At 71.5% G+C, this 21225-nt stretch carries 21 protein-coding genes; 8 read left to right on the forward strand and 13 right to left on the reverse strand.

The window, feature by feature from the left end; translation table 11 throughout:
• Nucleotides 1-11: 11 nt before the first annotated feature.
• Together ACFYRY_RS02235 and ACFYRY_RS02240 are read right to left on the reverse strand one after the other, a co-directional pair.
• A complete protein-coding gene (locus ACFYRY_RS02235) occupies nucleotides 12-1214 on the reverse strand; it encodes an RNA polymerase sigma factor (RefSeq protein WP_389139123.1) in 1203 nt (400 codons plus the stop codon).
• Nucleotides 1214-1570 (reverse strand): YciI family protein, encoded by a 357-nt coding sequence (locus tag ACFYRY_RS02240; RefSeq protein WP_389139124.1) that lies wholly within the window; start codon nucleotides 1568-1570, stop codon nucleotides 1214-1216. Before ACFYRY_RS02240 ends, ACFYRY_RS02235 begins: the two co-directional genes overlap by 1 nt.
• A gap of 121 nt (nucleotides 1571-1691) precedes the next feature.
• Between ACFYRY_RS02240 and ACFYRY_RS02245 the strand changes: the two genes are divergently transcribed.
• Complete coding sequence (locus ACFYRY_RS02245; RefSeq protein ID WP_389139126.1) at nucleotides 1692-2720, forward strand: acyl-CoA dehydrogenase family protein; 1029 nt, start codon at nucleotides 1692-1694, stop codon at nucleotides 2718-2720.
• 21 nt (nucleotides 2721-2741) lie between these two features.
• On the opposite strand, the gene ACFYRY_RS02250 is transcribed toward ACFYRY_RS02245, so the two are convergent.
• From ACFYRY_RS02250 to ACFYRY_RS02285, 8 genes are all read right to left on the reverse strand, one after another.
• Complete coding sequence (locus ACFYRY_RS02250) at nucleotides 2742-3980, reverse strand: hypothetical protein (protein WP_389139128.1); 1239 nt, start codon at nucleotides 3978-3980, stop codon at nucleotides 2742-2744.
• Between the two features lie 29 nt (nucleotides 3981-4009).
• Nucleotides 4010-4444 carry a peptidoglycan-binding protein gene (locus tag ACFYRY_RS02255; RefSeq protein WP_389139129.1) on the reverse strand — a complete coding sequence of 145 codons (435 nt, stop codon included), beginning with the start codon at nucleotides 4442-4444 and terminating at the stop codon, nucleotides 4010-4012.
• A gap of 122 nt (nucleotides 4445-4566) precedes the next feature.
• On the reverse strand, nucleotides 4567-5709 hold the full coding sequence (locus ACFYRY_RS02260) for an LLM class flavin-dependent oxidoreductase (RefSeq protein ID WP_389139131.1): 1143 nt from the start codon (nucleotides 5707-5709) through the stop codon (nucleotides 4567-4569).
• Nucleotides 5710-5734: 25 nt separating this feature from the next.
• A complete protein-coding gene (locus ACFYRY_RS02265; RefSeq protein ID WP_389139133.1) occupies nucleotides 5735-6919 on the reverse strand; it encodes an SfnB family sulfur acquisition oxidoreductase in 1185 nt (394 codons plus the stop codon).
• Nucleotides 6920-6923: 4 nt separating this feature from the next.
• The gene (ssuE, locus tag ACFYRY_RS02270; protein ID WP_389139135.1) at nucleotides 6924-7478 is read right to left on the reverse strand and encodes an NADPH-dependent FMN reductase; all 555 of its coding nucleotides are present in this window, start codon (nucleotides 7476-7478) and stop codon (nucleotides 6924-6926) included.
• A 59-nt stretch (nucleotides 7479-7537) separates the two neighbouring features.
• Complete coding sequence (locus ACFYRY_RS02275) at nucleotides 7538-8755, reverse strand: acyl-CoA dehydrogenase family protein (RefSeq protein ID WP_389139137.1); 1218 nt, start codon at nucleotides 8753-8755, stop codon at nucleotides 7538-7540.
• A 35-nt stretch (nucleotides 8756-8790) separates the two neighbouring features.
• Nucleotides 8791-9909 carry a dimethylsulfone monooxygenase SfnG gene (gene sfnG / locus ACFYRY_RS02280; RefSeq protein ID WP_389139139.1) on the reverse strand — a complete coding sequence of 373 codons (1119 nt, stop codon included), beginning with the start codon at nucleotides 9907-9909 and terminating at the stop codon, nucleotides 8791-8793.
• A gap of 171 nt (nucleotides 9910-10080) precedes the next feature.
• A complete protein-coding gene (locus ACFYRY_RS02285) occupies nucleotides 10081-10164 on the reverse strand; it encodes a putative leader peptide (protein ID WP_369335566.1) in 84 nt (27 codons plus the stop codon).
• A 136-nt stretch (nucleotides 10165-10300) separates the two neighbouring features.
• Here ACFYRY_RS02285 and ACFYRY_RS02290 point away from each other — a divergent pair, with 136 nt between their 5' ends.
• Nucleotides 10301-11218 (forward strand): LysR family transcriptional regulator, encoded by a 918-nt coding sequence (locus ACFYRY_RS02290; RefSeq protein ID WP_389139141.1) that lies wholly within the window; start codon nucleotides 10301-10303, stop codon nucleotides 11216-11218.
• A 42-nt stretch (nucleotides 11219-11260) separates the two neighbouring features.
• Here ACFYRY_RS02290 and ACFYRY_RS02295 read toward each other — a convergent pair whose 3' ends face one another.
• Nucleotides 11261-11428 (reverse strand): hypothetical protein, encoded by a 168-nt coding sequence (locus tag ACFYRY_RS02295; protein ID WP_356777008.1) that lies wholly within the window; start codon nucleotides 11426-11428, stop codon nucleotides 11261-11263.
• A 271-nt stretch (nucleotides 11429-11699) separates the two neighbouring features.
• Between ACFYRY_RS02295 and ACFYRY_RS02300 the strand changes: the two genes are divergently transcribed.
• The 4 genes from ACFYRY_RS02300 to ACFYRY_RS02315 all read left to right on the forward strand — a co-directional run bounded on the left by ACFYRY_RS02300 (nucleotide 11700) and on the right by ACFYRY_RS02315 (nucleotide 15969).
• A complete protein-coding gene (locus ACFYRY_RS02300; protein WP_389139143.1) occupies nucleotides 11700-13226 on the forward strand; it encodes an SDR family oxidoreductase in 1527 nt (508 codons plus the stop codon).
• Entirely contained in the window at nucleotides 13223-14596 is a 1374-nt protein-coding gene (locus ACFYRY_RS02305) for a cryptochrome/photolyase family protein (protein ID WP_389139145.1), read from the forward strand. Before ACFYRY_RS02300 ends, ACFYRY_RS02305 begins: the two co-directional genes overlap by 4 nt.
• A 187-nt stretch (nucleotides 14597-14783) precedes the next feature.
• Nucleotides 14784-15383: an anti-sigma factor domain-containing protein gene (locus ACFYRY_RS02310; protein WP_389139146.1), complete on the forward strand. Its 600-nt coding sequence runs from the start codon at nucleotides 14784-14786 to the stop codon at nucleotides 15381-15383.
• 145 nt (nucleotides 15384-15528) lie between these two features.
• Complete coding sequence (locus ACFYRY_RS02315; RefSeq protein ID WP_389139148.1) at nucleotides 15529-15969, forward strand: SPW repeat protein; 441 nt, start codon at nucleotides 15529-15531, stop codon at nucleotides 15967-15969.
• Between the two features lie 151 nt (nucleotides 15970-16120).
• Here ACFYRY_RS02315 and ACFYRY_RS02320 read toward each other — a convergent pair whose 3' ends face one another.
• Complete coding sequence (locus tag ACFYRY_RS02320) at nucleotides 16121-16897, reverse strand: GNAT family N-acetyltransferase (protein WP_389139150.1); 777 nt, start codon at nucleotides 16895-16897, stop codon at nucleotides 16121-16123.
• A 336-nt stretch (nucleotides 16898-17233) separates the two neighbouring features.
• A complete protein-coding gene (locus ACFYRY_RS02325) occupies nucleotides 17234-18097 on the reverse strand; it encodes a chaplin family protein (RefSeq protein ID WP_389139152.1) in 864 nt (287 codons plus the stop codon).
• A 296-nt stretch (nucleotides 18098-18393) separates the two neighbouring features.
• On the opposite strand from ACFYRY_RS02325, the gene ACFYRY_RS02330 reads away from it, so the two are divergent.
• Together ACFYRY_RS02330 and ACFYRY_RS02335 are read left to right on the forward strand one after the other, a co-directional pair.
• Nucleotides 18394-19989, forward strand: coding sequence for an alpha/beta hydrolase (locus tag ACFYRY_RS02330; RefSeq protein ID WP_389139154.1), 1596 nt, complete (start codon nucleotides 18394-18396; stop codon nucleotides 19987-19989).
• Nucleotides 19990-20094: 105 nt separating this feature from the next.
• The gene (locus ACFYRY_RS02335) at nucleotides 20095-21192 is read left to right on the forward strand and encodes a chemotaxis protein (RefSeq protein WP_389139156.1); all 1098 of its coding nucleotides are present in this window, start codon (nucleotides 20095-20097) and stop codon (nucleotides 21190-21192) included.
• Nucleotides 21193-21225 lie beyond the last annotated feature (33 nt).

The raw sequence follows: 21225 nt of genomic DNA on the forward strand, positions 1-21225 counted from the left end.
TGTGCGTCGGCTCACCAGGGGCCCAGTGCGCGTCGCCGGTGCTCCAGGTAGGCGCGTTCCGCCGGGTCGCCGGTCAGCCGGGCGGCGGACTCGTACGCCCGCGCGGCCTGCTCGGTACGGCCCAGGCGGCGCAGAAGGTCGGCGCGGACCGCGTGGAGGACGTGGTAACCATCGAGGTCCAGCGTGTCCACGAGATCGAGGGCCGGCCCCGGACCGGCGGTCTCGGCGACGGCGACCGCCCGGTTCAGAGCCACCACCGGGCTGGGCGCGAGGGCCATGAGCTGGTCGTAGAGCTGGAGGATCTGTGCCCAGTCGGTGGCGTCGGGGCTCGCGGCGTCGCTGTGGACGGCCTGCACGGCGGCCTGGACCTGGTAGGGCCCGGGCCGGTCGCGGCGCAGGCAGCGGCGGACGAGCGACTGGCCCTCGGTGATCAGTTCACGGTCCCACAGGCGGCGGTCCTGCTCGGGCAGCGGCACGAGCCGGCCGTCCGCGTCCCGCCGGGCGGCTCGCCTGGACTCGACGAGCAGCATCAGCGCGAGCAGCCCGGTGGCCTCCGGCTCGTCCGGCATGAGCTCGCTCAGCAGGCGGCCGAGGCGGACGGCCTCCGCGCACAGCTCGGCCGAGCCGCCGTACCCCTCGTTGAAGATCAGGTAGATCACGGCGAGGACGCCCTTGAGGCGGTCCGGGAGGTCGGCGTCGCGCGGCACCCGGTACGGGATCCGCGCGTCGCGGATCTTCGCCTTGGCCCGGACGAGACGCTGGGCCATGGTCGGCTCGGGCACCAGGAAGGCGCGCGCGATCTGCCCGGTGCTGAGCCCGCCGAGCAGACGCAGCGTGAGGGCGACCCGCACCTGCGGAGCGAGCGCGGGATGGCAGCAGGTGAAGATCAGACGGAGCCGGTCGTCGCGCACGGGGCCCTCCTCGGGCGGCGGGTCGCCGGCGTACAGCAGGGCTGCCTCGGCGTGGCGTTCGTCGCGCCGCGCCTCCCGGCGCAGCCGGTCGACGGCACGGTTGCGGGCGGTGGTGATGATCCATCCGGCCGGGCTCGGCGGCACCCCCGTCTCCGGCCAGCGCCGCACGGCCGTGGTGAAGGCCTCCTGGACAGCTTCCTCGGCGAGGTCGATGTCGCCGAGGAAGCGGACCAGGACGGAGACCGCGCGGCCGTACTCCGCGCGGAAGACGGCCTCGACGTCAGCGTCGGCGGAGTGCGGCATCAGCCGTCCGCCTGGTGCATGAACGGGCGCACCTCGATGGGCAGGGTGGTGGCCCAGGTCGCCCGCTTGCCCCATTCCAGGGCCGCGTCCAGGTCGGGTGCCTTGATCAGGCAGATGCCGCCCAGGTACTCCTTGCCCTCGGCATACGGCCCGTCGGTGATCAGTACGTCGCCGTCCGCGGGCCGCAGCACGGTGGCCGTCTCGGGGCCGTGCAGTCCGCCGGCGAAGACCCATGCCCCGGCCTCGCGCAGCTCCGCGTGGAAGGTGTCGAGGTTGTGGACGATCTCCGCCATGGCCTCGGGGCCGGGCGGCGTGCCCTCGGTCGGTGTGATCACGCTCAGCAGGTAGTACTGCATGACATCCTCCTCGGCGTCGTGTGGTGCTCTCACCTCCTACACGAACGCGACACCTCAGGATCGACACCGTGTGCGTGGCATCGGGGGAAACTTTTTCCGCCGCACCGGAAGAATCCTCTCCATGAACGCACCGCACCCGCTCGTCATCCGTGCCCGCAGCCTCGCGGACGACCTCCTGGCACCCCACGCCGAACGTGTCGACCGGGAGGGTGTGCCCGCGACCCACATCGAGGAGATCAAACGGTCGGGTCTCCTCGGAGTGAGCGCGCCCCGGGAGTACGGCGGTGCGGCGGCGCCCGTCTCCGTGGCCCAGCGGACGGCGGAGATCCTGGCCGGGGCGTGCTGCTCGACCTGGTTCGTGCAGACCCAGCACCACACGCCGGTCCTGACGCTCGCGAAGAGCGAGGGTCCGGTGCGCGAGCGCCTGCTGTCCCGGCTGGCGAGCGGCGAGCTGCTGTCCGGGGTGGCGTACGCCCACCTGCGGGCCCACCCGCGCGTTCCGGTCCGGGTCACCCGGGACCGGGGCGGCTGGCGGTTCGACGGTTCGGTGCCCTGGTACACGGGGTGGGGTCTGAACGACGTCATGCTGCTCGCCGGGGTGAGCGAGACGGACGAGGCGCTGTTCGCCTTCACGGAGGCGAGGGAGCAGCCGGGCCTGCGGGCATCGGAGCCGATGCGGCTGGCGGCCCTCACCGCGTCGCGCACGGTGTCGCTGGAGCTGGACGGCCTGTGGCTGCCGGAGGAGGCGGTGGCCCTGCGTATGCCGTACGACCGCTGGGCGGCGGCGGACCGTCTCAGGACGGTGAACGCCAACCCGGCGGTCTTCGGCGTCGCGGAGGCGGCCCTGAACCTGGTGGACGAGGAGACGGCGGCCCCGCTGCGCGCCCGCCTGAGCGAGGTGCGCGACCGTGCCTACGCCCTGGCCGCCGACGCGGCGCCCCATGAGCGCGTCCCGGAACGCCTCGCGCTCAAGACGCAGGCGTACGAGGTGTTGCGGACGGCCACCACGGCGGCGGTGGTGAGCGTGGGAGGTCGCTCGATGCTGCTGACGAACCGCGCCCAACGCCTGGCCCGGGAGGCGCTGTTCCTGCTGGTGCAGGGTCAGACGCGGGAGTCACGCACGGCTCACCTCCACGCGCTGGCCGGCTGATGCCGGCCGGCGCGGCCGGGTTCACCGCGCGGCGGGCCCTTCCGGTTGTTCCGCCGGACCCTTCTTGACCGGGTCCCTGCGGGGTCCTTCACCGTCTCCGTCCTGGACGGCCGGCGTTCCCTGCGTCCAGGCCTCCTCGCGCACGCTGCCCTCCATCACGGCGGCGCTCTCCGGGTCGACGACCGAGTCGGTGGGTCTGCCCACCTCCGACAGCGTCATCTGCGCGCGGTCGTCGACCAGTCGGGTCACCAGGTGCTGCGCGGCGCCGAAGACCGCGGCCCAGGCGAGGACCTGCGCTCTGCTGTCCAGGTCGCTGAGCCCGGGGACGAAGGCTCCCCTGATCAGCAGCACCCCCAGGAAGGCGGACAGGGCGCCGGTCGGGAATTTCAGTACCGCCGACGCCAGGGGGAGCTTGTAGGGAGCGCTGGTGCCCCGGATGTGGCGCAACGAGGCGATGACGGTGAACGCCGCACCGGCCAGCCCGGCGATCTCGACGGTGAGGATGTCCCTCGACTGGGCGAAATTGCTGGGAACGCCGCCTACGGACTTCTTGCCGTAGTCCCTGCTGGGGCAGACGATGCCGTTGGCGGCGTCGCCGGGGCCTAGCTTGGGCGCGAAGCACAGGCTGAGCGATCGGGGGGAGAACCAGCCGTAGAGGGCGAGGCCCGCCACGCCGAGCAGGACGACGAACGTGGCCGTCCAGAGGATGTTGCGCAAGCTCCGCACTCGGGCCAGTTCGGCGTCCAGGGCGGCGTACGCGCTGTCGAGTGCCCGGGTCAGCAGCTCCCGGTCGGCCCGGGTCAGCTCGCCGGAGACGAGGTGACGGATCCTCAGGGCGAGGCCGACGCGCTGTGGATCGTCCTTGTCCAGATGGCGTTTGACCAACGCCATGATCTCTCCGACGCGGCCGGCGGCCTTCGCGTCGGAGGCCAGTTGGAAGAGCAGCACGTCGGCGCTGCGCAGGTTCGACCAGACGCCTTCCTGCGCGGTCGAACCCGACCACAGCCGCCGCCAGCCGAACGTCTCGTCCGCCGCCGAACCGGCCTTGCCGAGATGGGCCGCTGTCCCCGCGAGGAGGGCCTTGCGGTCGTCCGTGAGCGGCTTGGCCTTCTCGCGGCTCAACTGGACTTCGAGATAGGCGATACGGGCTTTGGCCCGTGCCCGCCAGGGCGACCGCGGAGGCCGGGAACGCAGCCCTGCCTCCAGCCGCCGGCGTGTGCGGGCCCACGTGCTTTCACGGGCAGCCACGGAAGTGGCCATGGCCGGTCTCCCTTGATGCCCCGGGCGGCCTATTCACCACTCATGTGGAGAGCGGGCACATGAAGTCTCTCCCACGACACCCGACCCGGAATTCCGTCGGCGTCGCTGCCCGTGAAGCCCAGTTTCCGTTGGAACTTGGCATAGGACTTCCGGTCCGCCTCGCTCCACTGGTAGTCGGGCTCGTCGAGATACGCCGAGCATCCCTCCTCGACGAGGCGCCAGCCCATGGCCTCGATGATCGGGCTGCTCACGGACGGCCTGAAGAAGTCCTTGCCCGGGAAGGGTTCGTCCTCGCCACCGTGCGGCGCAACCACACGAATCCGGTCCTTCGGGTGTATGAGGTTCTTGTTCTTGATCTGAGGATTCCACTCCAGGATCTGGTCCAGCGACACATGGTGCCGGGCCGCGATGTCGGAGAGCGTGTCGCCCTCCCTTACCACGTAGAACTCAGGTGTGCCGTTCATACGTCCATGCTAAGGACGGATCGGGAAGAGTTCGACTCGGGGAAAACAGCCGGATTTCCCGCAAACAGCGGGCAGTTGAATATTCATGGAATCCCGGATGCCGCATCGGATTCGGCGCTCGTTCAGCTCGCGAAGGGCACCTGCGCCGAAGGGGCGTTCGCGGTGCGGAACGGATGCTGCCACACGCCCTGTGCGGCCAGCCGCGGCAACACCCCTTCGCCGAACCAGTAGGCCTCTTCGAGATGGGGATACCCGGACAGTACGAACTCCTCGATGCCGAGTGCCGCATACTCCTTGATCCGCTCGGCGACCTCCTCGTGGCTGCCCACCAGCGCGGTCCCCGCACCCCCGCGCACCAGTCCGATACCGGCCCACAGGTTGGGGTGGATCTCCAGTCCGTCCCGGCTGCCGCCGTGCAGCTCGAGCATCCGCCGCTGCCCCTGGGACTCGCTGCGCGCGAGCCCCGCCTGGACGGACTTCACGGTCTGCGGGTCGAACCCGTCGAGCAGTCGATGCGCCGTGGCCCAGGCCTCCTCGGAGGTGTCCCGGGTGATGACGTGCAACCGGATGCCGAACCGCACCGTCCGGCCTTCCTTCGCCGCGAGCCCCCTGATCCAGGCGATCTTCTCGGCGACCTGGGCCGGCGGCTCGCCCCAGGTGAGATAGACGTCGACGTGCTTCGCGGCGACCTCGCCGGCGATGGGCGAGGACCCGCCGAAGTACACCTCGGGGACGGGGTCCGGCACCCGTGCCAGCTTCGCGTCCTCGACCTGGAGGTGCTCACCTTGCAGATCGACGGTCTTACCCTCCCACAACTCCCGTACGATCTGCAGGAATTCACCGGTACGTCGGTACCGGTCGTCCTTGTCGAGAAAGTCGCCGTAGGCCCGCTGCTCGTGGCTCTCGCCGCCGGTGACGACGTTCAGCAGCAGCCGCCCGCCGGACTGGCGCTGGAAGGTGGACGCCATCTGCGCGGCGAGCGTCGGGGAGACGAAGCCGGGCCGGAAGGCGACCAGGAACTTGAGCCGCTCCGTGTTCTGGCTGACCATCGCGGTCGTCAGCCACGCGTCCTCGCACCAGGCGCCGGTCGGGGTGAGCGCGCCCACGAAGCCGAGATCCTCCGCGGCGCGGGCGATCTGGCTCAGGTAGGCGACCGTCGGCGGCCGGTCCCGCCCGGAGGCAGTGGCCGGGGTGCCGTGGCCGCCGCCGACGACATGCCGGCTGTCGCCGTTGGTGGGGAGGAACCAGTGGAAGGTGAGGGACACGGGGGTCTCCGTTCTGGAAGGTCTGCTACAGGAGGCCGTGGCGCGGCGGCCGCGTGCCGTTCAGCACGTACCTGCCGATGTGCTGGACCTTCCAGCGGGCGGGGTCGTGCAGGGTGTGGGTGCGGGCGTCGCGCCAGTGCCGGTGCAGGTTGAGGGAGTTGAGCGCGGACCGGGTACCGGACACCTCGAACAGGGCGCCGGAGACCTCCACGGCGGTCTGCGCGGCGTGCGCCTTGGCCGCAGCGACCGCGATGGACGCCTCGGCCGCCGTGTCGTCGGTGAGGTCGGCGCGGGCCGCGTCCACGCTGCGGGCGGCCTCCCGCAGCAGCGCCTCGGACGCCCTCACCTGGATGGCCAGTTCCCCGAAACGCTGGATCAGCAGCGGGTCCTCGGCCGCCGTCTCGACTCCGCTCTCGAACCAGGGCCGACTCTTGGTGCGGACAAACTCGGCGGCCTCGACCAGCGCTCCCCGGGCGAGGCCCGCGTCGATGGCGGCGTGGAGCAACTGGGCGACGGCGCCGTGGAGTTGAGGGCCATGGAAGGTGAGGTGGTGCGGGAGGATCCGGTCGGCCGGGACCTGGACAGCGTCCAGGCGGACGGTGCCGCTGGCCGTGGTCCGCTGCCCCATGCCGTCCCAGTCGTCGATCACCGTGAGCCCGGAGGCGTCCCGGGGGACGTAGGCGACGTACAGGTTGTCGTCGTCGGCGCGGGCCAGTACCGGGATCCAGTCGGCGAAGAGAGCTCCCGTGGAGTAGTGCTTGACGCCGGTGAGGGTGGACGAGCCGTCGGGGCCGGCTTCCAGGCGGGTGCGGATGTCCTGGACGTGTGTGGTGCCGGCCTCGGACTGGGCGTTGCCGAAGCGGCGTCCGGCGAGAACCTCTCCGAAGAAGAACTCCTTTTGGGGCGAGCTTCCTTGACGACGGATCACGTTCACGTACACGAAGTGGCTCTGCGGGATCTGGGCGAGGCTCGCGTCGGCCGAGGCGAGCAGCCTGAAGATCTCCGCCAGGGTCTCCTGACGTACGTCCGCTCCCCCGTGCTCGGCGGGCACGGTGACCGCGAGCAGACCGGAGGCGGACAGGCGGTCCAACTCCTCGCGTGGCAGGCGGCGTTCGGTGTCCCGCTCCGAGGCGCCGGCGCGGAACTCGTCGGCGAGCAGGCGGGCCACCGTCAGGGCCTCGACGTCGTCGGCGATGACTTTCGCGGTCACGGTGTCAGCCCGCCGCGGCCAGCAGGGGGGTGCGGCCCAGGACCGTCGAGAACTGGTCGAGGACCTGGGTGAGGGCCTCGATCGCGGTCGGGGCGACGGTGAGGGTGCCGTCCTCGTGGGCGGTGATGTCCTTGTCGAGGGTGAACCAGCCCTGCACGATGTGGCCTGCGCCCATGGAGCTGAGCACCGGACGCAGCGCGTAGTCGATGGCCAGCACGTGGGCCGTCGTACCGCCGGTCGCCAGGGGCAGGACGGTCTTGCCGGCGAGGGCGTACTGCGGGAGCAGGTCGAGGAGTGCCTTGAGGACGCCGGAGTAAGCCGCCTTGTAGACGGGGGTGCCGATGACGATGCCGTCGGCGCGCTCGAAGAGCTCGGTGGCCGCGACGATCGCGGGGTGCCGGAAGTCGGCGCCGAGCAGGGCATCCGCCGGGATCGTGCGGACATCGAGCGGGATCACCTCGTGGCCCTGGGCGGCGAGGCGGGCGTCGAGGTGACGCAGAAGCCTGCCGGTGCGGGAGGAGGCGGAGGGGCTGCCGGAGACGGACAGGACGGTGGCCATGGGTCCTCTTTCGGGGAGAACGGGGCGCCCGCGGATGACGGGCGCCCCGGGGCGGACGGTCAGGAGTACCAGGTGGGTTCGGGCAGTTCGCCTTCGAGGACCCAGCGGCCGACCTCGCGTCGCTTGTAGGCGACGGGGTCGTGCAGGGTGTGGGTGCGGACGTTGCGCCAGAAGCGGTCGAGTCCCTCGGCGGCGGTGGTGGAGCGGGCGCCGGTCACCTCGAAGATGCGGTTCGAGATCTCCAGGGCGACCTCGGTGGCCCGGGCTTTCACGGCGGCCACCCGTACCTCGAAGTCGCCGCGGGTCTGCTCGGTGACCGCGTCGGGGTCGTCGTGCAGCTTCTGCCCCTCGGCGGCCACGGCGTCGGCGAGGGCCTCCACCGCCCAGAGCTTCGCGGTGAGATCGCCGTAGGTGTCGATGACGTACGGCTCGTCGACCGCCCGGTCGTGACCGCCGTGCAACCAGGGCCGCGTCCTGGTCCGGGTGTAGGTGGCGGCCGTCTCCAGCGCGCCGCCTGCGATGCCGAGGTAGAAGTTGACGAAGACCAGTTGGATGGTCGGGACGTTGAGGGTGTTGTAGGTGCGCGGCTGGAACTGCTTGTCGACGTATCCGGCCGCCGACGACCAGGGTGTGCGGACCCCGTCGATCGTGACACCGCCGCTCTCGGTGAGGCGCTGGCCGATGTTGTCCCAGTCGTCGTGGAAGGTCAGGCCCTCGGAGTCGGAGGGCACGATCGCGAAGACGTGGCTGTCGGTGCCCTCGAGGACGCCTTCGAGGACGGTGACGTCGGAGACCTTGCTGCCGGTGGAGAAGGACTTGCGGCCGGTGAAGACCAGGTCGTCGCCGTCCTCGGTGACGATCACGTCCTTGTCGCGAGGGTTGACGGCCCCGCCGAAGAACCAGCGGTTCCTGGCGGCCTCCGCCTCCACGTGCTCCCACTGTTCGCGGGTGCCGACCAACCGGGCGGCCCAGTTCCACAGGTAGTGGTAGCCGAGGAGCTGGCCGATGGAACCGTCGGCCTTGGCGACCTCGCGGACCACCCGGTAGGCGGTCGGCCAGTCCTGGCCCGCCCCGCCGTGCTCCGTGGGGCCGAGCAGGGTGACCAGGCCGGAGTCCTTCAGGAGCTGGACCTCGGCGTACGGGCTGGCGCCCGCCCGATCACGGGCGGCGGCGTCGGTGGCGAGGACGGCGGCCACCTCGGCGGCGCGCGCGATCCAGTCCTCGGCGGTCTGCGGGGCGGGGCGGGTCTGCCAGTCGGTGGGCGTGACGGTGCTCATGAGTGTCGACCTCTTTCGCGGTGGGGCGCGGACAGTCAGGCATGGGGCGCGGCGAACTCGGTTTCAGAATCGGGGAGTTGAGCCTCCAGCTCACGCACGAGCGGCAGCACCCGCTTGCCGAAGTACTCGACCTCCTCGTGGTAGTGCAGGAAGCCGAGTAGCAGGAGGTCGACGCCGAGCTTCCGGTAGGCGACGATCCGCTCGGCGATCTGCTCCGGCGTGCCGATCAGGCCGGTACGGAAGCCGTCGTTGTACTGGATCAGGTCCTCGAAACCGGAGTCCTGCCACATGCCCTTGCCGTCGGCGGCGGACTGGCCGGCCTGCTTGACGGCGGCGCCGAAGCCCTCGACTGCCTCGGAGTCGGCCTGGGCGACGATCTCGCGCAGCGTCTCGCGGGCCTCGGCCTCCGTGTCGCGCGCGATGAGGAAGCCGTTGAGCCCGAACTTCGGTGCCGTACGGCCGACTTCGGCGGCGGACCTGCGGACGTCCGCGATCTGCTCGGTCACCCCGTCGAAGTCCTTGCCGTTGGAGAAGTACCAGTCGGAGACCCGGCCGGCCATGGCGCGGGCGGCGGTGGAGTTGCCGCCCTGGAAGATCTCGGGGTGCGGGCGCTCGGGGGTGTTGAGAGGCTTGGGCTTGAGGGAGAAGTCACGCAACCGGTAGAAGTCACCGGCGAGTTCGGTGTGGTCCTCGGTCCAGATCTGACGCAGGGCGCGGATGAACTCCTCGGAGCGGCGGTAGCGTTCGTCGTGCTCCAGCCAGGGCTCGCCGAGGGCGGTGAACTCGCCCTTGAACCAGCCGGAGACGACGTTGACGGCGAAGCGGCCCTTCGACAGGTGGTCGGCGGTGGCACCGAGCTTGGCGAGGACGCCGGGGTGCCACAGGCCGGGGTGGACGGCGGCGATGACCTTCAGGCGCTCGGTGGCGAGGAGGAGCGCGAGGCTGAAGCTGGTCGACTCGTGCTGGTACTCGGCGCCGTAGCTGGCCATGTAGCGGACCTGGCTGAGGGCGTACTCGAAGCCGTTGTTCTCGGCGAGGACGGCGAGTTCGCGGTTGTAGTCGTAGCCCCAGTCGGTGCGCTGCTCGATCTTGCTGGTGACGAGTCCCCCGCTGACATTGGGGACCCAATAGGCGAATTTCACGGGCGCGGGCATGCGGAACTCCTGTTGCGGAATGCACGGGGATCACGGAAACGCCGAATCGGAGAAGCGCGAGGCGCTCAACGGGGTTCAGGCCGTCACGGATTCAGGCGGTGAAGTGAGGACGCGGCAGGCTCCTGCCCCGGAGCGGGGTGGCAGGGCGGGCGCGGAGAAAGGGGCGGCGGCTCAGGCCGCGAGGCAACAGGAGGCGCTGGAGACGCGCGCGAGGTCGACGTGGCGTCGCCGCGTGAGGTCCAGTCGCATCTTCATGTCGTCGATGGTGGCAGTCGGCGGAGACAACCGTCAAGGAAAACCCGACCGGTCTCGTATCGCGGACCATTGAATTTCACGAACGTGTGACAGGGAAACCCTTGAACGGCCGTCGAATCCCACGCATTCTGCTGCGGTGCGCACTGAACAGCTGGAATACATCGCGGCGGTCACACGGCTCGGTTCCCTGCGCCGGGCGGCGGAGGAACTGCGGCTGTCGCAGCCCGCGTTGAGCGAGACCGTCAGAAACCTGGAGCGGGAGCTGGGAGTCGATCTCCTGGAACGCAAGCGGTCCGGGGCGACGATGAGCGCGGAGGGCCGGGAGCTGCTGCCGTACATCGTCCGTGTACTGGAGGCGGTGGACCGGCTGCGGGTGGCGGCGGGCGAGCAGCACCGCATCAGCCGGATGGTGCGGGTCGGCACGGTGAACGCGGCGACCGTGCCGTTGCTCGTCCCGGCGGTCCGCGACTTCCGTGCGGTGCATCCGGTCACGCAGGTCGAGGTGGTCGGCGCACAGCAGACGGAGATCCACCGGGCCCTGTCCGAGGGAGGTTTCGACCTCGGTCTGGTCAATCACCTCGACGGCGACGACGTACCCGCCGGCTTCGAGTCCACGCGGTTGCTCCACGGCCGACCGGTGGTGTGCATGCGCCCCGACAGCCCGCTCGCGTCCCGGCCCACGGTGACGGTGGACGACCTGCTCACGGAGCCCCTGATCGCGATGCGCTCGGGGTATGTCATGCACCGCTACGTGCACCGGCTCCTGGACGGCCGCACCCCGTCCTTCTCGTACTCCACCGACGGCGCGGAGATGGGGAAACTGATGGTCGCCGAGGGCCTCGGGGCGACGGTCCTGCCGGACTTCAGCGTGGCCGGGGACCCGCTGGAGCGGCTCGGCACGATCACCTTCCGGCCGATCGCGGACGACACCACCCGGGTGCTGCTGATGCTGCAACGCAGGAAGGCCGAGTCGGTGCCGCAGGCGGCGCAGGACCTGTACGACGTGTTCGTACGCCGGGCCAGGATGCTGGGCGGGACACTCAGCGCCCACTGACCGAGCGCGCTCTGCGGGACCGGGGCGGGTGCCAGTCCTGTGCTAATCCTCGTCGCGCGCCGGGACCACTACGAGGAACGCGTCCGACTTCAGGTCCATGACCACCTGCGCCGGTTCGCCCTCGGCGCGGCGCGCCGCCGCGTACTCCTCCGCCGGCCACGATCCGCGCGGAGCACCCGCAGGAAACCGCTCCAACACCTTCGCGCCCATAGCGGCAGCACCTCCAGCTCGCCTTTCGGCTCTCCGTATGTCGACTCTCGTACGTTCCGCCTGCCCGCGAACGGACGGGACATGTGCCGCTTCGGCAACCGGACCCGGTACCTCCGCCGAATCCACCTCGAACAGCCGCATCTGGTCCGGTCCGTCCGTGGAAAGGATCAGTGGAGGCGGTCAGCGGAGGAGTCCAGTGGGCGAGCCCAGTGGGAGAGCCCAGTGGGGGACGAGACCGCGGGAGCCACCGAAACCGAGGGAGCGAGGCCTGATGAGCACGGACGACTCCGGACCGGGGCTGCGCTGTCTGGTGACCGGAGCCACGGGGTACATCGGCGGGCGGCTCGTTCCGGCACTGCTCGCCGAGGGGCACCGGGTGCGCTGCCTGGCCCGCTCCCCCGGGAAACTGCGCGACCATCCGTGGGCGGACCATGTGGAGGTGGTGCGCGGTGACGTCACCGACGCCGCGTCGGTCGCGGACGCGCTGCGGGACATCGACGTCGCCTACTACCTGGTGCACGCGCTGGGCACCGGCCGCGGCTTCGAGGAGACCGACCGAGCGGCGGCACGCGTCTTCGGCGAGCAGGCCCGGGCAGCCGGGGTACGGCGCATCGTCTACCTCGGCGGCCTCACACCGGCGGGCGTGCCCGAGCGGGAGCTGTCGCCGCATCTGCGCTCCCGCGCCGAGGTGGGCCGCGTCCTGCTGGACTCGGGAGTCCCGACGACCGTGCTGCGGGCCGCCGTGGTCATCGGCTCGGGCTCGGCGTCCTTCGAGATGCTGCGTCACCTCACCGAACGGCTGCCCGTGATGGTGACGCCGAGCTGGGTGCGCACCCGGATCCAGCCGGTCGCCGTGCGGGATGTGCTGCGCGCGCTGGTCGGCAGCGCGCGCATGCCGGGCGAGGTGAACCGGGCCTTCGACATCGGCGGGCCGGACATCCTGACCTACCGGGACATGATGACCAGGTACGCCTCCATCGCCGGGCTGCCGCGTCGCGTGATCGTCCCCGTACCCGTCCTCACCCCCGGCCTCTCCAGCCTCTGGGTCGGACTGGTGACCCCCGTGCCTCCGGGGATCGCGCGGCCGCTGACCGAGTCGCTGCGCCACGAAGTGGTCTGCCACGAACACGACATCGAGCGGTACGTACCCGATCCGCCCGGGCACCCCCTCGGCTTCGACGAGGCCGTACGGCTGGCGCTGCGGCGGGTCCAAGGCGCAGAGACGGCCACCCGGTGGTCGTCCGCGTCGGTTCCGGGCGCGCCGAGCGACCCCCTGTCGACGGACCCCGACTGGGCCGGCGGCAGCCTGTACACGGACCGGCGGGAACTGACCGTGGACGCCTCCCGGGACGCCCTGTGGCAGGTGATCGAGGGGATCGGCGGGGACAACGGCTGGTACTCCTTCCCGCTCGCCTGGGCGGTACGGGGATGGCTGGACCGGCTGGTCGGCGGGGTCGGTCTGCGGCGGGGGCGCCGGGACGCGGCACGGCTGCGGGTGGGGGACTCGCTGGACTTCTGGCGGGTCGAGGAGATCGAACCCGGCCGGCTGCTGCGGCTGCGGGCGGAGATGCGGTTGCCGGGTCTGGCCTGGCTGGAGATGTACGCCGAGACGGACGACACTCCGGGCCGGGGCCGCACGCGTTACCGCCAGCGTGCCCTGTTCCATCCGCACGGACTGCTGGGCCACCTCTACTGGTGGAGCGTCTCGCCCTTCCACTCGGTGGTGTTCGGCGGCATGGCCCGCAACATCGCGAGGGCGGCGGCCCGGGCCTCGTCGTCGGCGGAGCACGCGTCATGAACGTCTCGGTCGTCCTGTTCACCGCCGATCTGCGGCTGCACGACCATCCGGCACTGCGGGCCGCGGGCGACGGGGGCCGCCACGTGGTCCCCCTGTTCGTGCGTGACCGGGCCGTGGACCGGGCCGGTTTCGCCGCCGCCAACCGGCTGGCGTTCCTGGCCGACTGTCTTCGGGACCTCGACACCGCTCTGCGCGAGCGGGGCGGCCGGCTCGTGGTCCGTACCGGGGAAGTCGTCGAGGAGGTGTGCGCAGTGGCCGTCGAGGCGGACGCGGACGAGGTCCACATGGCGGCCGACGTCAGCGGGTACGCGCGCCGGCGCGAGCAGCGGCTGCGTCTCACGCTGGAGGCGGCGGGGCGTCGGCTGCACGTCCACGACGCCGTGACCACGGCCGTGGTACCGGGGGCGGTCACACCGGCGTCCTCCGACCACTTCGCCGTGTTCACTCCGTACTTCCGGCAGTGGTCCGGTCAGCGGCTGCGTGACACCCTCGCCGCACCCGGCGCCGTACACGTCCCGGACGGCATCGGCTCCGAGCCCCTGCCCGCCCGAAGCGACGTCTCGGGCGTGTCGGAGGGACTGGCCCGAGGTGGCGAGCGGGAGGGCAGGAAACGCCTGTCGGCATGGCTGCGCCGCGGCGTCGAACAGTACGAGGACCGGCACGACGACCTCGCCGGTGACGCCACCTCCCGGCTGTCGCCGCATCTGCACTTCGGCACCCTCTCCCCCGTCGAGCTGGTCCATCGGGTGCGAGGCGTCGAGGGCCCGGGTGCCGAGGCCTTCGTCCGGCAGGTGGCCTGGCGGGACTTCCACCGTCAGGTCCTCGCCGCGCGCCCGGACACCGCCACCGTCGACTACCGCACGAAACACGACCGTTGGCGGTCCGACCGCTCGGCGCGCGAGGACACGGCGGCCTGGAAGGAGGGCCGCACCGGCTACCCGGTGATCGACGCGGCGATGCGCCAACTGCGCCACGAGGGCTGGATGCACAACCGCGCCCGGCTGCTGACCGCCTCCTTCCTCACCAAGACGCTCTACGTCGACTGGCGCGTCGGTGCCCGGCACTTCCTCGATCTGCTGGTCGACGGCGACATCGCCAACAACCAGCTCAACTGGCAGTGGGTGGCCGGCACCGGCACGGACACCCGCCCCAACCGCGTCCTCAACCCCGTCACCCAGGCCAAGCGCCATGACCCCGACGGGGCGTACGTACGGCGCTGGCTGACCGAACTCGCGGGCGTGCCCGGCCCGTCGGTGCACCAACCCTGGAAACTCTCCGGCCCGGACCGGGCGGCACTGGACTACCCGGACCCGATCATCGACCTGGCTGACGGGCTGGCCCGCTTCAGGCGGGCCCGTGGACGCGACTGAGGACCTCAGCCGGACACGTTTTCGGCGTCCGACCAATCCGCTCGGTGTCCGGCACCGGATTACCTCCGGTAATGCCACCCCCTGTGAGGACCTCGGTGAAAGAACCTGTGCACTTCGGCCGACCCACGCCCGCCCTTCCCCTCCGCACGGGCACGCCTCGGCCGCGCGAGCGTCTGGCGGTGACCGCGTGATCACCACGGACCCGCACGGGCTGACTGGTGCCTACGCCCTGCACGCCCTGGACGCCCACGAACGCGAGGTGTTCGAACTGCACCTCGCCGACTGCGGGGCCTGCCACCTGGAGGTCGCCGGGTTCGCCGCCACCGCGGCCCGACTCGGCCTCGCCGCGTCCGCGCCGCCCCCGCCCGTGGTCCTGGAGGAGGTACTGCGCCGAGTCACCTCGGTGGGGCAGGAGACGGCCGGCCCCGCGGCCGTGTACGACCAAACGCCGGCCGCCGTGCTCGCCGCTCCCGACGCGAAGGCCCGTGCCTCGACCCTGGTGGGCGGCGCGCGAGGCACCGTAGTGGTCTCGGCCGGCCTGGACGAGGCCGTTCTGGTCGTGTCCGGGATGGCCGAGCCGCCCTCGGGCAAGGTCTACCAGCTGTGGTTCGACGACGACGGGCGGATGCGTCACGCCGGTCTGATGGACCCGCGCCGGTCGAGTCAGGCCGTGTCCCTGACGGGCGCCGTCGACGGGGCCCGGGCCGTGCGCATCACGGTCGAACCGACGGGCGGTTCACCCGAGCCCTCATCGAGCTGGGTCGCCGTGCTGAAGGTGCCGGTCTGACACCGACGCGGGAGAAGGGTTCGCCGAGCGCACTCTCCCCTGACCTCTACACATAAGGACCAAATAAGAGCAGAATGGAATGACGCGGCGTTTACCGCATACCGCACCAGACGCGGTCAGGCCAGCAAGTCAAAGGAGACGAGTCATGGCCAACGTCTCGCACCCCAGGGGTGACATCACCACCCATCCAGATGCCTCGGAGATGCGGGAGCGGTACGCCCGCATGCTCGGCGGTCGCGATGTGGCTCTCGTGGACGGACCGGTGTTCCTGCTCGGTCTGTACTGTGCCGTGTCCCCCTGGATACTCCACTACACGACGAGCCAGCCCGACCTCGTGACCCACAACCTGATCGTCGGCATCGCGATCGGTCTGCTGGCCCTCGGCTTCACCCGGGCCCCGGAGCGCATGTACGGCCTGAGCTGGGCCATGTGCGCACTGGGCGTGTGGATGATCGTCTCGCCCTGGATCGTCGGCGACAGCCCGGACGCCGGGGTCATCTGGAACAACGTCGTCATCGGCGCCCTCGCCGTGGTGCTGGGGCTGATGTGCATCGCCACGACGACGAGGAGCACCCCGCGGCCGTAGGCCCCCGACGGGACACGCACGACCGGGAAGGAACAAAGGACCACCCCGGGGCCGGTCCGCGCACCGCGGACCGGCCCGCCTCAAAGCCCCTGGCGAGCGGCGCGAACGCGCGGTTGACTTCGGCGGACTCAACTCGGCCTGTAGGCGCGGGCTACGGCACGTACTCGTACGGCGTCGTGGTGGTGAGCGGCTGGAAGCCGAGGTGTTCGAGGATGGGGCGGCTCTGGTCGGAGGCGTCGACCTGGAGGTAGCGGTAGCCGCGGGACACGGCGGCGCGGGCCCGGTGGGCGACGAGCGCACGGTAGATGCCCCGGCCGCGCCAGGCCTCGACGGTCCCGCCGCCCCACAGGCCCGCGAAGCGGGTGCCGGGGACGAGTTCCATACGGGCGGCGCTCACCGCTGTGTCTCCCGCCAGCGCCACGACGGCGACGACGGTGTCCGGGTCGTCCGTGAGCCGGGCGAGCAGCTGGTGTCTCAGCCGGGAGCTGTCGGTGCCGAACGCCTTCTCGTGCACGTCCGCGACGAGATCGACGCCGGCCCGGTCGGTGACCGGCAGGAAGCGGACTCCCTCGGGCGGTTCGGCATCCAGGGTCAGATCGGCGATCTCCCCGATCATCAGTGTCTCTTCGGGGCCGGGCTTGAACCCGGCGGCCCGGAGGCGTTTTCCGAGGTCCACCGGCAGATCGTGGCCATAGAGCTTCCACTCGAACTCGCGGCCGAGACCGCGGTAGTGGGCGATCTGCTCGGCGATCGCCGCGTCGGCGGACGCCTCGTCGAGGTCGGACCAGACGACACCGTTCCAGCCATGGGCGGAGGCGACCTGGCGGACCACCCGCCCCACCCGCTCGATCCGGGCGCCGGGGCCGTCGGGCTGCGCGCCCTCGCGCATGTTCCGGTCGTACAGGGCGAGTACCGCGGTGTGATCCATGGCCTCACTCCACCATCAGGGGGCCTTCGCGGCAACGCCGTTTACGACCGCGCCCCGTCCGGGCACACACCCACGACACCGTTCACGACCTCGCGCTCGTTCCGGTCGGCGGGGATGGCGTGCCGTCCCGGTCGGCACGTCGCAGCCACGCCTCCCCCGCCGGCCCACGCGGCCTCGGTGCCGCTCGGGTGGTTCCGGGCCGCAGGGCCGGGGGCTGGACGCGGGGCGACGATCACGCCAGGAGGGTGGGCAGCGGCCCCGCCGACCCCGCTGGTCGGGTCCGGGCGCTGTCGGCCCGCCGGTGCCTGTGTGCAGTACAGCGAGGCAGGTGACCGGTCAGCGCACCGACTGTGGCCGGTAGCGCCGGTACACGACCGCTCCTCCCAGGATGAGCGCGGCACTGCCCAGGAGGGCGGGCACGGTCCGGTCGGCTCCCGTGTCGGCGAGGGCGCCGGTGAGGTGCTGCGGCGGGATCGACCGGGTGACGGGGCTCGTCTGCGGCGGCGTCGGCCTGTGCGCCGGCCGCACCGGACGGTCGGGGCGGCCGGGGCCGTCGGGTCGGCGAGGGCGGCCAGGGCGGTCGGGCACCGTCGAGCGGTCTCCGGGGGGTGTCACGGACTCGTTGCCGACGACTGGGTGGACGCCGACCACGTTCACGCTGTTGCCGATGAGGTTGACGGGGGCCTGGACCGGCAGGTGGACGCCGTTCCCGGACAGCATGCCCAGCGACTCGATTCCGCCGCCACTCGACGTCGCCCTGCCCTGCGTGCCCGCACCCTCATGCAGGCCCGGGACGCTCTGGAGACCCGCACCACTGTGCGTGCCCGCACCGCCGCGTGTAGTCATCCCGCCGCCCCGCGCCTCGGCACCGCCGTGCGCGCCGGTCCAGCCCCACGTGTCCGCACCGCCACGCGCGCCGGTCCAGCTGCTCGCGTCCTCAGCGCTGAGCCCACGTGCCGATCCGTCGCCGCTCCCGTTGGCGCACCTGTTACCGGCTGCGGGGTTGAGCAGTCCCACCACGTTCATGGTGTTCTCGCACAGGTTCACCGCGGCGTGCGCGGGGAACTGAGCGGTGTCGCCGGACCTCGGCCCGGACGAGCCCACCGCGGCGCCGTCCGCAAAGGCGCCCTGCGGCGCGCACGCGGCGGACGCCGGCGCGGCCACTGCCATCGCGCCCGAGGCGGCGACGACGGCGATCATCCCGTTTCGGGTAACCCGTTTCATAGGTTCCCTGCCTTCCAGACATGGTCGCGGGCACTCACCCGCACCCCTTTTAAACGCGGGCGAACCGTCCGAGTTATGGCTTATCGACCATTCACCCCATCGAGCGCCGCGGTTGTCGAACTGGCGGCCGAAACCTCGTGAGCGCGGCGAGAGGGCGCAGGGTAGGCCAGGCTCGGTGATCCCGCTGGCCCGGAGGCGTGCGCTTCGAGGCCCGCCTATCGTGATCGAGGGCGCCGCTTCCCGGTCCGCGACGGGCGTCCCTGGAGGCATCGATGCTGTCCAAGCTCTCGACGCGGCCCACGGTCCGGCGCTGCGCGATCACTTCGGCGGCCGGGCTGGCCCTGATCGGCGCGGGGCTTCCGGCGTCCGCGTCGGACGGATCCGCACCCGACCTGTCGCGGTTCTACCGCCAGAAGGTGGTGTGGGCGAAGTGCGAGGGCGTGGAGATGCCCGAGGATCTCCAGTGCGGGAAGGTGACCGTCCCCCTCGACTACACGAAGCCGCGGGGCGCCACCCTCGATCTGGCGCTCGCCCGCTACCGGGCGACCGGCCCGTCCCGTGGTTCGGTGCTGCTGAACTTCGGCGGGCCCGGCAGCGCGGGAGTCACCGAACTCGCCGCCGGGGGCGAGGACTTCATGGACCTGACGAACGGCTACGACGTGGTGTCCTTCGACCCGCGCGGCGTCGGCAGGTCCTCGCCCGTCAGTTGCGGCGGCACCGACGCGGGCTCCGCCCTGGTGACGGACGAGGACACCGACGTCACCGAGGATCCGAGGGCCGTACTCGAACGGGTCCGCGCGGCGGCCGCCGCGTGCGCGAAACACTCCGGGCGGGTCCTCCCGCACATCGGCACGGTGAACGCCTCCCGCGACCTGGACGTGATACGGCAGGCCCTGGGTGACAAGAAGCTCAACTACCTCGGGTTCTCCTACGGAACGCGGCTCGGCGCGGTGTACGCGGCCCAGTTCCCCGGGAAGGTCGGCCGGCTGGCGCTCGACGGCGTGGACACGCTCACCGAGCCGCTGTCCGAGCAGGGCGTGGCGGGTGCCGCGGGACAGCAGCGCGCGCTGGAGGATTTCGTCGACTGGTGCGCGAAGGACATCGCCTGCCCCCTCGGCACCGACGCCCGCTCGGCCCGGGAGGAGGTCGTACGGCTGGTCGCCTCGCTCGACCAGGACCCGGTGCCGACGGACTTCGGCGGGCGCTTCACCGGGCAGGATCTCGTCGCCGCGTTCAGCGGGGCCCTCTACAGCGAGGAGTTGTGGCCCTCGCTGGAGCGGGCGCTCGCCTCCCTGGTGGAGGACGGGGACACCCGGGCGCTCCTGGGGTTCTCCGGTGGCGGGTCCGGGTTCCGGGCGCCCGGGGTACGGGTCGGCGCCGGGACGGACGGTGTCCTCGTCGACCAGGACGACGTGCCTGCCGACAATCTCCCGGCGGCGCTGATGGCGATCAACTGCGCGGACGATCCGGACCGGCCCGACGCCGAGCGGATCACCCGGAGCCTCGGGCGGTTGCGCGCCGAGTACGAGCAGGCCTCCGCGGTCTTCGGCCGGTACCGGCTCACCGAGTACCTGATGTGCTACGGCCGCCCCAGGGGCACCGACTACATCCGTGAGAAGGTCCGGGACGTACCCACCCCGAAGATGCTGCTCGTGGGCACCCGCGGCGATCCGGCCACGCCGTACCGCTGGACCGTGGAGACGGCTCAGCGGCTCGGCGACTCGGCTGTGGTGCTCGACAACGAGGGTGAGGGGCACACGGGTTACGCGTCCTCCAAGTGCGTGCACCGGAAGGTCGTCGCGTACCTGCTGTACGGCTCGCTCCCGCCGGACGGCAGTTCCTGCGGCCCGGAGGATGCCCGCGACTGACGTACGGCGGTCCGGTCGCGGGCGGGCTCAGCCGTGCCCGGTCGACGGCACCTAACGCATATTGCCCCATATGCCTGATGTTGGAATCGGTCCTATGGTGCTGATATGGAGCACGCACTCAGCCCCGCGACCCTCACCGGACTGCGCCGCCCGCGCCCGTATCCCGCGGTGTCCGTGCTGACCCCGACCCATCGCCGCGAACCCGACAACGCCCAGGACCGGGTCCGGCTGCGCAATGTGATGACCGAGGCCAAGCGGCAGCTGGAGGCCGATCCCACGGTCCCCCGGGAGCGGCGCGTGGAGGTCGGCCGGCAGCTCGACCAGGCCCTCACCGAGGTCGATCTGGCGCACGCCGAGGACGGCCTGGTGATCTACGCCGCCCCAGGTGAGCACCATGTGTGGTCGCTGACCAGACCCGTGCCCGAACGTGTGGTGCTCTCCGACACGTTCCTGACCCGCAACCTGGTGTCCGCGCAGGCCGCGGACCGCTCGTTCTGGGTGCTCTCGGTCTCCGCCGACCGCGCCACCCTGTGGAGCGGCGGCACGGACCGTGTCTTCGAGGCCCGCACCGGCGATTTCCCGTTGGCCAGGAGCCGCGACAACTTCGACGCCGAACGCCAGGAACGGATCGGCGACCTGCCCAGCACCTTCCAGGACGAGGACACCCGTCACTTCTTGCGCGCCGCGGACACGGCGATGAGCGCGGTGCTGCGCGTCGACGAGCGGCCCCTGTACGTGACCGGTGAGCCCGCCGCGCTCGCCGCCCTGGACGAGGTCGGCAGCGCCACCGAGGGAGCCGCGCGCCTGCGGCACGGCGGGCTCGCCCACGGCACGCCGGAGTCCGTGTGGTCGGCGGTCCGGCCGTTGGTCGCGGCCGAGGCCCGCAGGAGCACCGACACGGTGGCACGCATCCTCGAATCGGCGCGGGGACACCGGGCGTTCGCGGCAGGCGTCGACGAGGTGTGGCAGAGCGCCCAGGAGGGTCGCGTAGGACTGCTGGCGGTCGAGGAGAACTACCGGGTGACGGTGCGTGACGACGACGGCGACCATCTGGTCCCCGCCGCGAGCGGCGACCTGGACGCCCGCGAGGACATCGTGGACGAGATCGTCGAACAGTGCCTGGAGACCGGCGCCGACGTGCGGTTCGTACCGGACGGCGCGCTCGGTGACGCCGACGGGATGGCGGCTGTCCTGCGGTACTGACCTCCACCATGGGTCGAATAGTGTGACCTGAGT

It is taken from the genome of Streptomyces sp. NPDC005263 (assembly GCF_042872365.1).
In the GTDB taxonomy this organism is placed as follows: domain Bacteria; phylum Actinomycetota; class Actinomycetes; order Streptomycetales; family Streptomycetaceae; genus Streptomyces.

Excerpts from the sequence above, each read along its gene's own strand:
- ssuE (WP_389139135.1), bottom strand. The coding sequence starts at position 7,478 with ATGGCCACCGTCCTGTCCGTCTCCGGCAGCCCCTCCGCCTCCTCCCGC.
- ACFYRY_RS02320 (WP_389139150.1), bottom strand. The coding sequence starts at position 16,897 with ATGGATCACACCGCGGTACTCGCCCTGTACGACCGGAACATGCGCGAG.
- ACFYRY_RS02275 (WP_389139137.1), bottom strand. The coding sequence starts at position 8,755 with ATGAGCACCGTCACGCCCACCGACTGGCAGACCCGCCCCGCCCCGCAG.
- ACFYRY_RS02330 (WP_389139154.1), top strand. The coding sequence starts at position 18,394 with ATGCTGTCCAAGCTCTCGACGCGGCCCACGGTCCGGCGCTGCGCGATC.
- ACFYRY_RS02300 (WP_389139143.1), top strand. The coding sequence starts at position 11,700 with ATGAGCACGGACGACTCCGGACCGGGGCTGCGCTGTCTGGTGACCGGA.
- ACFYRY_RS02250 (WP_389139128.1), bottom strand. The coding sequence starts at position 3,980 with ATGGCCACTTCCGTGGCTGCCCGTGAAAGCACGTGGGCCCGCACACGC.
- ACFYRY_RS02315 (WP_389139148.1), top strand. The coding sequence starts at position 15,529 with ATGGCCAACGTCTCGCACCCCAGGGGTGACATCACCACCCATCCAGAT.
- ACFYRY_RS02245 (WP_389139126.1), top strand. The coding sequence starts at position 1,692 with ATGAACGCACCGCACCCGCTCGTCATCCGTGCCCGCAGCCTCGCGGAC.
- ACFYRY_RS02295 (WP_356777008.1), bottom strand. The coding sequence starts at position 11,428 with ATGGGCGCGAAGGTGTTGGAGCGGTTTCCTGCGGGTGCTCCGCGCGGA.
- ACFYRY_RS02335 (WP_389139156.1), top strand. The coding sequence starts at position 20,095 with ATGGAGCACGCACTCAGCCCCGCGACCCTCACCGGACTGCGCCGCCCG.
- ACFYRY_RS02240 (WP_389139124.1), bottom strand. The coding sequence starts at position 1,570 with ATGCAGTACTACCTGCTGAGCGTGATCACACCGACCGAGGGCACGCCG.
- ACFYRY_RS02305 (WP_389139145.1), top strand. The coding sequence starts at position 13,223 with ATGAACGTCTCGGTCGTCCTGTTCACCGCCGATCTGCGGCTGCACGAC.
- ACFYRY_RS02255 (WP_389139129.1), bottom strand. The coding sequence starts at position 4,444 with ATGAACGGCACACCTGAGTTCTACGTGGTAAGGGAGGGCGACACGCTC.
- ACFYRY_RS02325 (WP_389139152.1), bottom strand. The coding sequence starts at position 18,097 with ATGATCGCCGTCGTCGCCGCCTCGGGCGCGATGGCAGTGGCCGCGCCG.
- ACFYRY_RS02285 (WP_369335566.1), bottom strand. The coding sequence starts at position 10,164 with ATGAAGATGCGACTGGACCTCACGCGGCGACGCCACGTCGACCTCGCG.
- sfnG (WP_389139139.1), bottom strand. The coding sequence starts at position 9,909 with ATGCCCGCGCCCGTGAAATTCGCCTATTGGGTCCCCAATGTCAGCGGG.
- ACFYRY_RS02235 (WP_389139123.1), bottom strand. The coding sequence starts at position 1,214 with ATGCCGCACTCCGCCGACGCTGACGTCGAGGCCGTCTTCCGCGCGGAG.